At 72.3% G+C, this 15,559-nt stretch carries 12 protein-coding genes and 1 tRNA gene; 8 read left to right on the plus strand and 5 right to left on the minus strand.

The window, feature by feature from the left end:
- The first annotated feature begins 270 nt into the window (after positions 1–270).
- Positions 271–1,254 carry an aldo/keto reductase gene (locus OG858_RS09220; RefSeq protein WP_037702285.1) on the plus strand — a complete coding sequence of 328 codons (984 nt, stop codon included), beginning with the start codon at positions 271–273 and terminating at the stop codon, positions 1,252–1,254.
- A complete protein-coding gene (locus OG858_RS09225) occupies positions 1,251–3,572 on the plus strand; it encodes a helix-hairpin-helix domain-containing protein (RefSeq protein ID WP_319067229.1) in 2,322 nt (773 codons plus the stop codon). The genes OG858_RS09220 and OG858_RS09225 overlap by 4 nt, the downstream gene beginning before the upstream one ends.
- Before the next feature lie 97 nt (positions 3,573–3,669).
- On the opposite strand, the gene OG858_RS09230 is transcribed toward OG858_RS09225, so the two are convergent.
- Positions 3,670–4,359 carry a hypothetical protein gene (locus tag OG858_RS09230; protein WP_086750778.1) on the minus strand — a complete coding sequence of 230 codons (690 nt, stop codon included), beginning with the start codon at positions 4,357–4,359 and terminating at the stop codon, positions 3,670–3,672.
- Positions 4,360–4,406: 47 nt separating this feature from the next.
- On the opposite strand from OG858_RS09230, the gene OG858_RS09235 reads away from it, so the two are divergent.
- On the plus strand, positions 4,407–4,595 hold the full coding sequence (locus OG858_RS09235) for a DUF5703 family protein (protein WP_005485166.1): 189 nt from the start codon (positions 4,407–4,409) through the stop codon (positions 4,593–4,595).
- 69 nt (positions 4,596–4,664) lie between these two features.
- On the opposite strand, the gene OG858_RS09240 is transcribed toward OG858_RS09235, so the two are convergent.
- From OG858_RS09240 to OG858_RS09250, 3 genes are all read right to left on the minus strand, one after another.
- Complete coding sequence (locus OG858_RS09240) at positions 4,665–5,813, minus strand: chaplin (protein WP_328544999.1); 1,149 nt, start codon at positions 5,811–5,813, stop codon at positions 4,665–4,667.
- 132 nt (positions 5,814–5,945) lie between these two features.
- Complete coding sequence (gene chpH / locus OG858_RS09245) at positions 5,946–6,179, minus strand: chaplin ChpH (RefSeq protein WP_037701886.1); 234 nt, start codon at positions 6,177–6,179, stop codon at positions 5,946–5,948.
- A gap of 218 nt (positions 6,180–6,397) precedes the next feature.
- Positions 6,398–7,723, minus strand: a complete 1,326-nt coding sequence (locus tag OG858_RS09250; RefSeq protein WP_328544998.1) for a M20/M25/M40 family metallo-hydrolase — start codon at positions 7,721–7,723, stop codon at positions 6,398–6,400.
- A 199-nt stretch (positions 7,724–7,922) separates the two neighbouring features.
- Here OG858_RS09250 and OG858_RS09255 point away from each other — a divergent pair.
- The 4 genes from OG858_RS09255 (at position 7,923) to OG858_RS09270 (ending at position 14,124) form a co-directional block, all read left to right on the plus strand.
- Positions 7,923–8,007 (plus strand) — tRNA-Leu (locus OG858_RS09255).
- A 281-nt stretch (positions 8,008–8,288) separates the two neighbouring features.
- Positions 8,289–12,164, plus strand: a complete 3,876-nt coding sequence (locus tag OG858_RS09260; protein WP_328544997.1) for a Pls/PosA family non-ribosomal peptide synthetase — start codon at positions 8,289–8,291, stop codon at positions 12,162–12,164.
- Positions 12,165–12,241: 77 nt separating this feature from the next.
- A complete protein-coding gene (locus OG858_RS09265) occupies positions 12,242–13,624 on the plus strand; it encodes a M1 family metallopeptidase (protein ID WP_319263408.1) in 1,383 nt (460 codons plus the stop codon).
- A 59-nt stretch (positions 13,625–13,683) separates the two neighbouring features.
- Positions 13,684–14,124 (plus strand): YchJ family protein, encoded by a 441-nt coding sequence (locus OG858_RS09270; RefSeq protein WP_319263410.1) that lies wholly within the window; start codon positions 13,684–13,686, stop codon positions 14,122–14,124.
- A 1-nt stretch (position 14,125) separates the two neighbouring features.
- On the opposite strand, the gene OG858_RS09275 is transcribed toward OG858_RS09270, so the two are convergent.
- A complete protein-coding gene (locus OG858_RS09275; protein WP_319067220.1) occupies positions 14,126–14,851 on the minus strand; it encodes a FadR/GntR family transcriptional regulator in 726 nt (241 codons plus the stop codon).
- Between the two features lie 143 nt (positions 14,852–14,994).
- Here OG858_RS09275 and OG858_RS09280 point away from each other — a divergent pair, with 143 nt between their 5' ends.
- Positions 14,995–15,513 carry a gluconokinase gene (locus OG858_RS09280; protein WP_328544996.1) on the plus strand — a complete coding sequence of 173 codons (519 nt, stop codon included), beginning with the start codon at positions 14,995–14,997 and terminating at the stop codon, positions 15,511–15,513.
- Positions 15,514–15,559: the final 46 nt, after the last annotated feature.

Consider the following 15,559-nt stretch of genomic DNA (forward strand, 5'->3'; position numbering starts at 1 on the left):
GCTCGGGAGGCCTGCGGTGCGGGTGCGGGTGCGGGTGGGCTGTGGCTGATCGCGCAGTTCCCCACGCACCTTGAAGAAGCCCGCGGCCCTCAGGGATCGGCCTGCAGGGCCGTCTGGAAGGGCGCGGGGAAGTGCGCGACCAGCCCCCACTCGGTCGCGGACGAGCCACGATCCTGGAATGCCCGGCCGAATCGAAGCGCGGCTCCGCCGGGGAAATCGGTTGTCCACAGGCCCCCACGTGGCGAACTCCGGCCAGTAATGTCGCCGTTCATGGAGCAGAGGCATCTCGGCCGTACCGGCCTGCGTGTGTCCCGGATCGGGCTCGGCACCCTGACGTGGGGCCGCGACACGGACGAGCATGACGCCGCGGACATGTTGAAGCTGTTCTGGGAGGCGGGCGGCAGCCTCGTCGACACGGCGGACGTGTACGGGGACGGCGAGGCGGAGTACCTGCTCGGGCAGTTGATGGACGGACTCGTGCCCCGCCGCGACCTGGTCATCTCCACGAAGGCCGGCAGTGTCCCGGACCCCGACCGCCGCTTCGACGGATCCCGCGGCCACCTCCTCGCCGCCCTGGACGCCTCCCTGGCCCGCCTCGGCACGGACTACGTCGACGTCTGGCACATCCACGCCTACGACCCCGAAACCCCGTTGGACGAAACGCTCCAGGCCCTCGACCTGGCCGTCAGCAGCGGCCGGGCCCGTTACGCCGGGGTCTCCAACTTCTGCGGCTGGCAGCTCGCGAAGGCCGCCACCTGGCAGCTCGCGGCCCCCGGCATACGCACCCGCCTGGCCAGCACGCAGCTGGAGTACTCCCTGCTGCAACGCGGCATCGAGCGCGAGGTGCTGCCGGCCGCGCTGGACCTGGGCATCGGTCTGCTGCCGTCCTCGCCGCTGGGCCGCGGGGTGCTGACCGCCAAGTACCGCCACATCACGCCCCCGGACTCGCGGGGCGGCTCGGAGCACATGGCTCCGTTCGTCGCGCCGTACCTCGACGAGGCGGCGACCAGCATCGTCGACGCGGTGCAGACCGCCGCGGACGGCCTCGCCGTGACCCCGATCCAGGTGGCCCTCGCCTGGGTCCGCGACCGGCCCGGCGTGGCCGCGCCCATCATCGGCGCGCGCAACGCGCTGCAGCTCGCGGGGGCATTGTCAGTGGAGACCCTTAGTCTTCCTGACGAGATCTGCCGGGCTCTCGACGACGTGTCGGCGCCTGTGCACCGCTATCCCGATCACGACTGGAGCACGCTGTGAGCACGGAGCCCGCGACCGCGGAGACGGACGAGCCGGAGGGACGGGGCGACGGGACGCCCGCCGCCGGCGCCGACACGCCCGGCGACCGGGAGGCCGCGCTCGCGGCGACGCCGGAGGGCGGGGCCACGGTCGAGGGCGAGCCCGCCGAAACAACCGGTGAGGCCGACGGCGCGGAAAGCGGGGACGACGGGGACGAACCCGCCGAGAGCGGCACACAGACTTCCGCCGAAGCCGGCGGCGCCGAGGCTGCTCAGGAAACGTCCGAGGCACAGGCCGAGTTGGCGGCCCAGCGGCTGGAGCGGGAGCGGATCGAGCGACGCAAGGCGGAGAAGAAGACACCGATCACGAGCGGGGCGGGGCTCAGCGGGACGGCCGCCGATCTGCTGGCCGCCGTACGGGCGGTGGAGGGCGGCCGGAAGCCCACGGCCGCCGCCTTCGACAGGCCCGAGCCCGCTGCGCGGCGGCCCGCGCCGGAGCCGGTGCGGCGACCGGAGCCCGTGGCGAACACGGCCGGTGCGGCGGCTCCCTCGGGCGAGACCGTCGAGGGGGTGCGCGCGGTGCTGGCCGAAGGCGGCGCCCCCGAGGCGCTGGCGCCCCAGGTCGCCGAGGCGCTCGGCGAGGGCGTCGGCGCTCGACTGCGCGAGGATCCCTGGCAGTTGTTGCGGGTTCCGGGCGTCCGGCCTGAGCAGGCCGACGGGTTCGCGCGGGCGCTGCTCGGCGCGGAGTGCGGCCCGGACGACGAGCGGCGGGGCCGGGCGGTCACCGTATGGCTGCTGGAGCAGGCGGCCATCGCAGGGCACACGGCGCTGGAGGCCCCGGCGCTGGCCGCCGCGCTCGCCCAGCGTTCCGTGCCCGACCCCGACGAGGCCGTCCAGAGCACCGTCGCCGAGGGCGAGGCCCTGGTCTTCCAGGACGCGCTCGACGACGCCCCGACCGCGACACGGTCCGCGTCCCCGCCCCCCGCCGCGGCCGACGACACCGGCATCGAGGACGACGAGGCGGAGGAGGAGCGCCCGGTCCGCGTCCTCATCGGCCTGGAGCGTTACGCGCTCGCCGAGGAGAGCCTCGCCGACGGACTCGCCCGTGTCATGAACTCTTTGCCCAAGGAGGACACGACCGACTGGACCTCGGCGGCCGCGTCGGCACCGCGTTCCGCCGAGGAGCTGATCCGCGCCGTCGCCGGACACGGGCTCGTGCTGCACACCGGCGGCGAGGCGGCCCGAGCGGAACCGGCGGCGCTGGTCACGGCCGCCCGGACGCTCGGCCTGCGGGCGTACGCCGCGACGCACGGCGCGGACGGGCGACGGCGGTTCTCCTCCCGGTCGGACGCCGAGGGAGGCGCCCCTGCCGAGGGAGGCGACAGCGCCGTGACGACCCTCACCGGGCTGCTGTCCGGCGCCGAGGGGCCCGGCCGGGACATGGACGGCATGCTCGCCCTCGACCTGCTCGTGGTGCTGGACGCGCCCCAGGTGGACGTCGAGACCGCCGCCCTGCTCGCCGAGTCGCTGCCCGACGGGGCCCGGCTGGTGCTCAGCGGCGACCCGGGGGTGCTGTGGTCCGCCGGGCCGGGCCGGGTGTTCGCGGATCTGCTCGCCGCCCGCGCCTGCCCGCAGGTCGCCTCACGGACGCCCGACCCCGGGCCCATCGGCGAGCTGGTCTCCGGGATCGGGATCGGAGAGCTGAACCAGGTCGACGCGCCCGGCAAGGAGGTCGTGATCGTGCCGGTGCGGGACGCGGGTGAGGCGGTGCACCGCACCGCGCAGCTCGTCGTGGACTCGGTGCCGAGGGCGTTCGGGATCCCCGCCGAGGAGGTGCAGGTGATCACCCCCGGGCATGGGGGCGCGGCCGGCACGCGTGCGCTGAACACCGCGCTCAAGGAGCGGCTGAACCCCGGTCCGGGCCGCTTCGGCGGGTTCGACCCGGGCGACCGGGTGGCCTACTCCCCCGCGCCGGGCCGTTCGACGCCCGGCCGTGTGGTGAAGGCCGATGCCGAGGGGCTGCACCTGGAGTGCGCGGGCACGCCTGTGGTCGTACCGAAGGAGCGGGTCGAGCAGAGCGTGCGCCACGGGTGGGCGCTGACCGCGCACCAGGCCGTGGGGCACCGGTGGCCGGCCGCGGTCGTGGTGCTGCCGGGTGACGCGGCGCAGGCGCTGAGCCGGCCGTGGGTCTACACCGCCTTCGGCCGCGCAGAGCGGCATCTGTCCGTGGTGCACGGTGTGGAGCAGGCCCTGCCACGCGCGGTCGCCGAGGTCCCGGCCAAGCCACGCACGACTCGGCTGCCGGCGTTGCTGAAGGCCCAGGTGCCGTCAGCCGATTGACCGTGCTGCGGGGTGGTGCCGGGCGGGGACAAGTCACACGGCCCGGCGCTCGCGGGGGCGCCCGAGCCACTGGGCGCCCGTCGGCCGGAGCCCCGCGCTAGCGATCCGCGTCCAGCGGTTCCAACTCCTCGTCGTCCTCCAGCTCCGGTTCGAGCACGAGGTCGTCGTCGAGGTCGTCGTCCTCCACGTCGTCGTCGAAGACCGCGCTGACGTCGAAGCGGCAGACGACCCTCTGCGGATCGACCCCTTCGAAGGGTGCCTCCAGCCACTCACCGGGCTCGGCGGTGTCGTCCGCCGCGGTCACCCAGAGCGTGGAGTCCCCCTCCTCCAGACCGAACTCCTTGTGCCGGGAGGCGATCTCGTCCGGCTCGAACTCCCCGAACAGCAGACCCAGCGCACCGTGCACCGTGCTCGCCGCCCCGTCGGAGCCGACCGGCTCCTCCGCGGCCTCCACCCGCTGGGCCTGTGCCAGCAGCCGCTGCGGTTCGGCCACCGTGTAGTCCCGGCGGATCATCACGCTGAGCGCGCTGGGTTCCTCGGGGCCGGTGTACGGCGGCATGTCCTCGCTGCCGGGGATCTCGAAGGGAGTGACCTCGTCATAACGGTCATAGAGCAGTTCGTCGTACTCCTCGGCGGCCGCGGCCAGCTCGTTGAACGCCTCGTAGACGGCCGGGTCGTCCTCCCCCGACCGGCGTTCGACCGCCGCCAGGTGGCGGTCGAGCGCGGTCTTGACCGCCTCGGCGGCGGCGCGTACCTCGGCAGCGGTGGGCTGCGCAGCATCAGACATAGTGCAGACGCTATCCGTACCGGACCCCAGCCCGCACAATAGATGCGATGCCGGAATACGAATTTGTCGACGTGTACGTACCGCGCGGGGTCTCCCGCAAGGACGCCACACGCCTGCTGACGGACCATGCCGAGTACGGACACTGGGAGTTGGACCGACTGAGCCTGCTGCGTGACGGCAGCCGGAGGGTGCGGTTGCGCCGACGGATCATCCGCCAGGTACGCGCCACGTGGTGAGTGGGCGGAGCACAACGGAGCGGGCCCCGCTGGTGCGGGGCCCGCTCCGTTTGTGCGCGCCGGGTCCGGCTACAGAGCGGCGGCCCGTGCCTTGCGGTAGATCAGGGCGCCCCCGATCAGTGCGCCCGCGCCCACCGGGAGTGCGAGCCCCAGCGGCAGGTCACCGCCGGTCTGGGCGAGCTGGGCCGCGCCGTCGGGCCGGGTGACGGTCTGCGTGCCCGGGGTGTTGGTGTCACCGCCGGCGATCTCACCACCGGGCTTGCCCGGTGCACTCGGCTTGCCCGGTACCTGCGGGGACGCCTCCTCGGAGTCGCCCGGCGGGTTCTGGTGGCCACCACCCGGATTCTCGTGCGCCCCTCCGCCGCCCGAGTTCCCGCAGTCGTTGCCCGTGACCCCGTTGCCGATACCGATCACGCTGATGTTGTTGCCACACAGATTGACCGGCACATGCACCGGAACCTGTACGTGGTTGCCGGAGGCCACACCCGGCGAACCGCTGGTGTGACCGTCCGCCTGGGAGCCGCCGTGCGAGGAACCGTGCCCACCGTCGCCGTAACCGCCGCCGCCGTTGTAGCAGTCGTTGTCGGTGGCCGGGTTGCCGACACCGACCACGTTGACACTGTTGCCGCACACGTTGACCGGCACATGCACCGGAACCTGTACGTGGTTGCCGGAGGCCACACCCGGCGAACCGCTGGTGTGACCGTCCGCCTGGGAGCCACCGTGCGAGGAACCGTGCCCACCGTCGCCGTAACCGCCGCCGCCGTTGTAGCAGTCGTTGTCGGTGGCCGGGTTGCCGACACCGACCACGTTGACACTGTTGCCGCACACGTTGACCGGCACATGCACCGGAACCTGTACGTGGTTGCCGGAGGCCACACCCGGCGAACCGCTGGTGTGACCGTCCGCCTGGGAGCCGCCGTGCGAGGAACCGTGCCCGCCACCGCCCTGGCCGCCGCGTGCGTGCTTGCCGCCGCCGTTGGAACACTTGTTGCCCGCCGCCGGGTTGAGCAGTCCGACCACGTTCACCGTGTTGCCACAGGCGTTGAGCTCGGCCTCCACCGGCGCCTGCACGGTGTTGCCGGAGAGCACGCCGGGCGAGTTGGTGGCGGAGCCCTGCGCACCGGAGTCGGCGTGCGCCGCACCGCCGCCCGCCGCGGCGAGCACACCGGACGCGGCCGCCACCGTCATGAGGCCTTTTCGGGTGACCTGTCGCATTGCTGAATTACCTGCCTTAGCCCTATGTTCTGATCTTCTACACCTTGCCGGGAAACCGGTCGGCCCCGGAGTGCATGGCGCGCACTCCGGGGCCGACGGCTATTTCAGACCCTCACCGGGTGAGGCACAACGTCACTTGTTGATGCAGGTGTTGCCGAAGGCGGGGTTCAGCAGCCCGATCACCGAGATCGTGTTGCCGCACACGTTCACGGGGACGTGAACCGGCACCTGGACGACATTGCCGGACGCGACACCCGGGGAGCCGATCGCGGCACCCTGGGCCCCGGCGTCGGCAACGGCCAGACCCGCGCCCGCGAGAACCAGACCACCGGTGGCTGCCGCGACGGCGACGACCTTCTTGAGCATTATTCCTCCTTGTAGGCAAAGCGACCCCAAGTAGCGAGTCACATCACCAGTAACGAGGAGGGAGTAATGGAGCTACGAGCTTATGGTCCGATTCACTCGACCCGGTCGACCTTCGTACAGGCTGCCGAATAGTGGAGTCTCGTTTCAGCGCGCAATTCCGGACAGAACAAAGGCGCTTCAGGACCGGTCCGGGACCGGCAGGCTCCCGTCGCGGAATGTCAGGACGCGTCGATGAAACGGTCGAGCACGCGCACGCCGAACTTCAGACCCTCCACCGGCACCCGTTCGTCGACGCCGTGGAACATGCCCGCGAAGTCCAGCTCCGGCGGCAGCTTGAGCGGCGCGAAGCCGAAGCCCCGGATGCCGAGGTCGTCGAAGGACTTGGCGTCCGTACCGCCGGAGAGCATGTACGGGACCGCCTTCGCGGCCGGGTCCTCGGCGAGCAGCGCCGACTGCATGGCGTCGACGATCGCCCCGTCGAAGGAGGTCTCCAGGGCCTTGTCGGAGTGCACGTCCTCGCGCCGCACCTTCGGGCCGAGGATCTTGTCCAGGTCGGCGAGGAACTCCTCCTCGAACCCGGGCAGGAACCGCCCGTCGACGTGCGCGGTGGCCTCGCCCGGGATGACGTTGACCTTGTAGCCGGCACCGAGCTGGGTGGGGTTGGCGGTGTTCCGCAGGGTCGCGCCGATGAGCTTGGCGATGCCGCCGAGCCTGGCGAGGGTGCCCTCCATGTCCTCCGGGTCGAGCTCCGTGCCGAGCGCGTCGCCGAGTTCGTCGAGGAAGGCCCGGGTGGTCTTGGTGACCCGCACCGGGAACTGGTGGCGACCCAGGCGCGCGACGGCCTCCGACAGCTCCGTGATGGCGTTGTCCCGGTGGATCATCGAGCCGTGCCCGGCGGTACCGGCCACGGTCAGCTTCATCCAGTGCATGCCCTTCTCGGCCGTCTGGATCAGATAGAGCCGCCGCTGCTCGCTCACGGTGAACGAGAACCCGCCGACCTCGCTGATCGCCTCGGTGACGCCCTCGAAGAGATCGGCATGGTTCTTGACGAGGTGCTTCGCCCCGTACGTGCCACCGGCCTCCTCGTCCGCGAGGAAGGCGAGCACGATGTCCCGCGGGGGCTTGCGGCCGCTGCGCAGCCGATCGCGGACGACCGCCAGCGTCATCGCGTCCATGTCCTTCATGTCGACCGCTCCCCGGCCCCACACACAGCCGTCCGCGACCTCGCCGGAGAACGGGTGGTGGGTCCAGTCCGCCGCGTTGGCCGGTACGACGTCGGTGTGACCGTGGATGAGCAGCGCGGGCCGCGACGGGTCCTCGCCCTCGATGCGTGCCACCGTCGAGGCACGGCCCGGGTGCGACTCGAAGATCTTCGGCTCGAGACCCACCTCGGCCAGCTTCTCGGCGACGCACTCGGCGGCCTTGCGCTCCCCCGGGCCCGAGTGGTCCCCGAAGTTGCTGGTGTCGATCTGGATCAGCTCGCGGCAGAGGTCCACGACCTCGTCCTCGCCGGTCACGCGCCTGCCCGTGTCCGTCTCGCTCACGCTGGTTCCTCCCGCTGTCGCTGCTGGTGGTTCCCCCTCATACTCCTCCTGCCCCGCCACTCGCCCCAAGACCGGGACCGGCCCGTCACAAGCCGTTCACGCCCCGCCCGCCCCCGTGACGGGGGTGATCGGAGGCCCCGGAAGACCTGGTAATGTTTCCTTCGTCGCCGCGGGGGAAACTCCGCACGACAGACACCTTGTCCGGGTGGCGGAATGGCAGACGCGCTAGCTTGAGGTGCTAGTGCCCTTTATCGGGCGTGGGGGTTCAAGTCCCCCCTCGGACACATAGTGGCGAAGGCCGCGACCATCAGGTCGCGGCCTTCGAGCGTTAAACTGGCCAAATGTGGGCCACGTCTCCTGCCACCAGAAAACCCCAGGTCACGGCCCATCCCGGCACCCCTCCCGGCTGTCCGGCGGACGCCCCCGCTTGGCCGACACGACAGGCCGTAGTCACCCGAGCACTACAGTATTGGGCTTGTTCGGTGCCGATACGGAAATATCCCCAGGCAGACCTGCGGGCCCGTCGGTGCCCCCGGATGGTCCGGGTTCGAGAGGCGAGGATCCGATGGCCGCCGTATACGAGAGTCCCGACCTGACGCTGCTCGACGGCGAGCTGGCGGAGGGAGCCGGGGGCTTCGGCGGGGCGGCGCGATTCACGGCCGGTCCGGCGGCCTCCCCGCGCACACTCGTCGATGTCTTCGAGGCGTCCGTACGGTCCTACCCGGACGAGCCCGCGCTGGACGACGGGAAGCGGCGGCTGACCTATCGCGCACTGGCGGTCGAGGTGGAGAACCTGCGGCGGCGGCTGGGGGCGGCGGGGGTCGGGCTCGGGGACCGGGTCGGGGTGCGGGTGCCGTCGGGCACGAACGAGCTGTATGTCGCCGTCCTCGCGGTGCTCGCCGCCGGGGCCGCCTATGTACCCGTCGACGCAGAGGACCCCGATGAGCGGGCCGAGCTGGTGTTCGGCGAGGCGGAGGTGCGGGCGGTCGTCGGAGCCGGGCACCGGCTGACCGTCAACGGAGCGTCCGACTCCCCCGCCGCCAGGCCCGGGGTCGAGCACGACGCGTGGATCATCTTCACCTCCGGGTCGACCGGGAAGCCCAAGGGTGTGGCCGTGAGCCACCGCAGCGCGGCCGCGTTCGTGGACGCCGAGGCGGAGCTGTTCCTGACGGAGGAGCCGATCGGGCCCGGGGACCGGGTGATGGCCGGCCTCTCGGTGGCCTTCGACGCGTCCTGCGAGGAGATGTGGCTGGCCTGGCGGTACGGGGCCTGTCTGGTGCCGGTGCCGCGCTCGCAGGTCAGGAGCGGCGCCGATCTGGGGCCCTGGCTCGTCGAGCAGGAGATCACGGTCGTGTCGACCGTGCCGACGCTGGCCGCGCTCTGGGAACCCGAGGCCCTGGGCGACGTACGGCTGCTGATCTTCGGCGGTGAGGCCTGCCCGCCGGAGCTGGCGCAGCGGCTGGTGACGGAGGGGCGCGAGGTCTGGAACACCTACGGGCCGACCGAGGCCACCGTCGTCGCCTGCGCCTCGCTGATGTCCGGCGAGGAGCCGATCCGGATCGGGCTGCCGCTCGACGGGTGGGAGCTGGCCGTCGTCGACGAGGCCGGGGAGCCCGTGGCGATGGGTGACAGCGGGCAGCTCGTGATCGGTGGCGTGGGGCTCGCGCGGTATCTCGACGCCGAGAAGGACGCGGAGAAGTACGCGCCGCTGGAGTCGCTGGGCTGGGAGCGCGCCTATCGCAGCGGTGATCTGGTGAAGGCCGAGCCCGAGGGGCTGGTCTTCCTCGGGCGGGCCGACGAGCAGATCAAACTCGGCGGGCGGCGGATCGAGCTGGGCGAGGTCGACGCCGCGCTGCAGGGGCTGCCCGGGGTCGCGGGCGCCGCGGCGGCCGTAAGGACCGCGCGGAGCGGGAACCAGCTGCTCGTCGGCTATGTGGTGACCCAGGACGGCTGGGACCAGGCCACGGCCGTGGAGAAGCTGCGGGCCGAGCTGCCCGCCGCGTTGGTGCCGCTGCTGGCGCCGGTGGCCGAGCTGCCGACCCGGACGTCCGGGAAGGTCGACCGGAACGCCCTGCCGTGGCCGCTGGCCGATCTGGAGACCGCCGGGCCGGCCGAGGATCTGTACGGGACCGAGGCGTGGCTCGCCGAGCAGTGGGCCGAGGTGCTGGGCGTCCCGGTCGGCAGTGCGCAGGACGACTTCTTCGCGATCGGCGGCGGCAGCCTGGGCGCCGCCCAGCTGACGACGCTGCTGCGGAGCCGGTATCCGAGCGTCGCGGTGGTGGACATCTACCAGCGGCCCACGCTCAGAAAGCTGGCCCGGTATCTGGAGGAGTCCCGCGAGGAGGACGGTTCCAGCCGGGCGGTGGCACCCGTGCCCGTGCGAGCGCGGTTCGTGCAGCTCCTGCTGCTCGTCCCGCTGTTCACGCTGCTCGGGCTGCGCTGGATCGTGCCGCTGGCCGCACTGGGGAATCTGCTCGGGCCGTACGCCTGGCTGCCGACCGCGTCCTGGTGGGCCGTGGCGGCCGGGGCGGTGCTGTTCTACTCCCCGCCGGGGCGGCTGGCGATCGCGGCGGGCGGTGCGCGGCTGCTGCTGCGCGGGGTCGAGCCCGGGCGGTACGCGCGCGGCGGGAGCGTGCACCTGCGGCTGTGGGCGGCCGAGCGGCTGGCCGAGTTCAGTGGGGCGACCTCGCTGACCGGGGTGTGGCTGGAGCGGTACGCGCGGGCGCTGGGCGCCAGGGTCGGGGCCGAAGTCGACCTGCACACGCTGCCGCCGGTGACCGGGATGCTCAAGCTCGGGCGGGGCGCTGCCGTGGAGTCCGAGGTGGATCTCTCCGGATACTGGCTGGACGGGGACCGGCTGGAGGTCGGCCCCGTCAGGGTGGGCGCCGGCGCGGTCGTCGGGACGCGGAGCATGCTGCTGCCGGGCGCCAGGGTCGGCAAGCGGGCGGAGGTGGCGCCCGGGTCGGCCGTGGCCGGGCAGGTCCCCACCGGGCAGCGCTGGGCCGGGGCACCGGCGGTCAAGCTGGGCAAGGCGAAGCGGAACTGGCCCAAGGAACGGCCGCAGCGGGGCCTGTTCTGGCGGGTGTCGTACGGCGTGACGGGGGTCGGGCTGACCGCGCTGCCGGTGCTCGCCGGGGTCGCCTCGCTGGCCGTGCTGAGTCTGTTCGTGGCCGCGGACACGGGGCTCGGCGCAGCCGTGCGGGGTGCGGCGCTCGGGCTGGTGCCGGCCACGCTCGCGTTCGGGGCGGCGTACGCGCTGCTGCTGCTCGTCGCCGTACGGGTGCTGAGTCTGGGGCTGCGGGAGGGCACGCACCCGACGCACAGCCGGGTGGGGTGGCAGGCGTGGACGGTCACGCAGCTGATGGACCGATCGCGGCAGACGCTGTTCCCGCTGTACGCCGGGCTGGTCACGCCGGTGTGGCTGCGGCTGCTCGGGATGCGGATCGGGAAGGGCGCCGAGGTGTCCACCGTCCTCGCGCTGCCGAGTCTGACGACGGTCGGCGACGGGGCGTTCCTCGCGGACGACACGCTGACCGCGCCGTACGAGCTGGGGGGTGGCTGGCTGCGGATCGGACGGGCCGAGATCGGGCGGCGGGCGTTCCTCGGGAACTCCGGGATGACCGCGCCGGGCCGGTCCGTGCCGGAGGGCGGCCTGGTGGGTGTGTTGTCGGCGACGCCGAAGAAGGCCAAGAAGGGCAGCTCGTATCTGGGGCTGCCGCCGGTGAAGCTGCCCCGGTCGGCCGCGGACGGTGACCAGAGCCTGACGTACGAGCCGCCCGCGCGGCTGCTGTGGGCGCGGGCCCTGGTGGAGCTGTGCCGGATCGTGCCGGTGTTCTGCTCGGCGGGGCTCGCGCTGCTGACGGTGGCGGCGCTGAGCGTGCTGGACGGCTGGGCGTGGCTGCTGGGCGGCGTCGTGCTGCTCGGGGCGGGCGTGCTGGCGTGTGGGGTGTCCGTCGTCGCGAAGTGGCTGCTCGTGGGACGGCACCGCAGCGGTGAGCATCCGCTGTGGAGCGGTTTCGTGTGGCGCAACGAGCTGGCGGACACCTTCGTGGAGGTGCTGGCCGTGCCGTGGCTGGCCGGGTCGGTGCCGGGTACGCCGGTGCTGAACGTATGGCTGCGCGGGCTCGGGGCGAGGATCGGCAAGGGGGTGTGGATCGAGAGTTACTGGCTACCCGAGACCGACCTCGTCACGCTCGGCGACGGGGCGACGGTGAACCGGGGGTGCGTGCTCCAGACCCACCTCTTCCACGACCGGATCTTGCGGACGGATACTGTTGAGCTCCGTGAGGGTGCCACCTTGGGCCCGGGCGGCATCGTCCTGCCCGGCAGCGTGGTCGGGGCCCGCACCACGCTGGGTCCGGCGTCGCTGGTCATGGCCGCGGAGTCCGTTCCAGACGACACCCGGTGGCTGGGCAACCCGATCGAAGCATGGCGCCGCTGAATGCGGCTCGTGCGACGTCGGGGTACTCGGGGGACGATGGACGTCGTACGAGAGCTGAGCGGGGAGCAGAAGCGGCAGTGGCGGTTCAGCAGTCAGTGGGTCCGGACCCGTACTTCCCGGCGAACGGTGATTCCCGTTACCGGGTGCATCGGTACGAGCTGGCTGTGGACTACCGGCCGGGGCCGAACCGGCTGTCGGGCACCGCGCGGCTCAACGCCATCGCGGGCCGGGTCGCGCTCCCCGAGTTCCAGCTGAACCTCGCCGACTTCAAGATCGGCCGGGTGCGGGTCGACGGCCGGGCGCCGCACTACACGCACCGGGGCGGCAGGCTGCGCATCCGGCCCGCGAAGCCGATCCGGCCCGGGGCCGCGTTCACGGTCGAGGTCCACTGGTCGGGCAATCCCCGACCGGTCAACAGCCCCTGGGGCGGGATCGGTTGGGAGGAGCTGACCGACGGGGCGCTGGTGGCGAGCCAGCCGGTCGGGGCGCCGTCCTGGTATCCGTGCAACGACCGGCCCGCCGACAAGGCCTCGTACCAGATCTCGGTCACGACGCCGTCCGCGTACCAGGTGGTGGCGGGCGGGCGGCTGCTCACCCGTACGGCGAAGGCGTCCACGACGACGTGGGTGTACGAGCAGTCGGCGCCGACGTCGAGCTATCTGGTCGGTCTGTCGATCGGCAAGTACCAGACCGTGCTGCTGGGCGATCCGCGCCCCGGAGGCGTACCCCAGCACGGGCACATCCCGGCCCACCTCCTCACCGAGTTCTCCCGGGACTTCGCGCGGCAGCCGGCCATGATGGAGCTGTTCGAGGAGCTCTTCGGGCCGTACCCGTTCGGGGAGTACGGGGTGGTGGTGACCGAGGAGGAGCTCGATGTCCCGGTCGAGGCACAGGGGTTGTCGCTGTTCGGCGCCAACCATGTGGACGGGGCGCGGGGTTCGGAGCGGCTGGTCGCGCACGAGCTGGCGCACCAGTGGTTCGGCAACAGTGTGTCCATCGCCGACTGGCGGCACATATGGCTGAACGAGGGGTTCGCCAAGTACGCGGAGTGGCTGTGGTCGGAGCGCTCCGGCGGGCGTACGGCGCACCAACTGGCCGCCGTCGCACACCGGAAGCTCGCCACGCTCCCCCAGGACCTGCGGCTGGCCGATCCGGGCCGGAAGCTGATGTTCGACGACCGGCTCTACGAGCGCGGCGGCCTGACCGTGCACGCGGTCCGCTGCGCGCTCGGCGACGAGGCGTTCTTCCGGCTGCTGCGCGGCTGGGCGACGGTCCATCGCGGCGGCGCCGTCACGACGGCCGGCTTCGTCGCGCACGCCGGGCGCTACGCGGACGGACCGCTGGACGCCCTGTTCCGGGCGTGGCTGCGGGAGCCCGCGCTGCCGCCGCTGCCCGCGCCGAAGGGGCCCGTGGTCCCGGCGCGCCCGCCGTATCCGCCGACGAACTCGGGCTCGGCATAGGACGCCGACCCTCAGGCAGGTGCTGCCTCGTGTGGGCCGGGGCTCGTGGGGCGGGCACAATGGCGGGCATGTCGTCGCGCCGAAGCAGTGCCAGGGCCAGGTCGAAGAGTCCCGCGAAAGCCTCGTCGCAGGCTCCTCGTACATGCCCCTGCGGGTTGCCCGAGACGTACGAGGCCTGCTGCGGCCGCTGTCACTCGGGCGGCGCCGCACCGACCGCCGAGGCGCTGATGCGGTCGCGGTACAGCGCGTTCGTCGTGCGCGACGAGGCGTACCTGTTGCGCACCTGGCATCCACGGACGCGGCCCGCCGGCATCGACTTCGACACGACCATGCGCTGGACCGGTCTGGAGATCCTGGACACCCGGGACGGCTCGGCCTTCCACGCCACCGGCACCGTCACCTTCCGCGCCTCGTTCCGGGGCGGCTCGATGCACGAGCGGAGCCGGTTCGAGCGGGTGGACGGGGCCTGGGTCTATGTGGACGGGGAGTTCCTGACCTAGGTCAACGGGCGGCCGGGGAGTGGCTGTTGGGCGCCAGGATGTCGAGTTCCTGGAGGGCGCCCGTGGTGATCTCCCTGGTGAGTTCCTCGGCTCGGGGGGCGTCGTGTTCCCGGATGGCCTCGGCCACCTGGACATGGAGGGTGACGGCGACCGGGTCGGGGTCGTCGAACATGACGGCGTGGTGGGTGCGGCCGGCGAGAACCTCCTCGACGACGTCGCCGAGGCGGGCGAACATCTCGTTGCCGGAGGCGGTGAGGATGAGGCGGTGGAAGGCGACGTCGTGGTGGAGGTAGCCGTCCAGCTTGTTGCCTCGTGAGTGGGCGACCATGCCGATGGCGCACTCGGTGAGTGCGGCGCACTGCTCGGCCGTGGCGTTGCGGGCGGCGAGGCCCGCGGCGATCGGTTCGACTGCCGAGCGCAGGACCGTGAGCGAGCGCAGTTGACGGGGGCGGTCCGCGCCGGCCAGGCGCCAGCGGATGACCTGGGGGTCGTAGACGTTCCACTCGACGGACGGGCGGACGATCACGCCGACCCGGCGGCGCGACTCGACCAGGTGCATGGACTCCAGGACGCGGACCGCCTCGCGCATCACCGAGCGGGACACATCGAAGGTCTGGGCGAGTTCGTCCGTGCGCAGCACGCTCCCCGGCGGGTACTCGCCCGCCGTGATCGCCGGTCCGAGGGTTTCCAGTACTCGGCCGTGCAGCCCCCGGCCCGGTGTGCTCATGGGGATCAGGGTACGAGGAGGGGAGCCCCGAGAAAAAGTCAGACTTATTCGTGTCGGGGGGTTGAATTCGTCGTACCTAATGAGTTTCAGTGTCGTCGACGTCGGGTGACGTCCCAGGTGTCGACGAAGGCAGCGAGGTAGTGATGCGTACCCCTCACGTCGTCGTGGTGATGGGCGTGGCGGGGACCGGGAAGACCACGATCGGTTCCCTTCTCGCGGCCCGGCTCGGCGTTCCGTACGCCGAGGGCGACGACTTCCACCCCGAGGCCAACATCGCCAAGATGTCGGCCGGGACACCGCTGGACGACGCGGACCGGGGGCCGTGGCTGGACGCCATCGGCGCCTGGGCGCACACCCGGGACGGGCTCGGCGGGGTGGTCAGCTGTTCCGCGTTGAAGCGCGCGTACCGGGACCGGCTGCGGGCCGCGGCGCCCGGAGTCGTCTTCGTGCATCTCGCCGGTGACCGTGCGCTCATCGAGGACCGGATGTCCCACCGGCAGGGCCACTTCATGCCCACGGCGCTGCTCGACTCGCAGTTCGCCACGCTGCAGCCGCTGGAGGCGGACGAGGCGGGCGTCGCGGTCGACGTGTCGGGCGCGCCCGAGGAGATCGCCGAGCGGGCGGTCGTCGCGCTCCGGAGATTCGACCCGGCCAGGTCGTAGGGCCGCTGTCCCGCTGTCTCCTGCTTCTCCTTCTCCTTCTCTTCCT

This window comes from Streptomyces europaeiscabiei (genome assembly GCF_036346855.1).
In the GTDB taxonomy this organism is placed as follows: domain Bacteria; phylum Actinomycetota; class Actinomycetes; order Streptomycetales; family Streptomycetaceae; genus Streptomyces; species Streptomyces europaeiscabiei.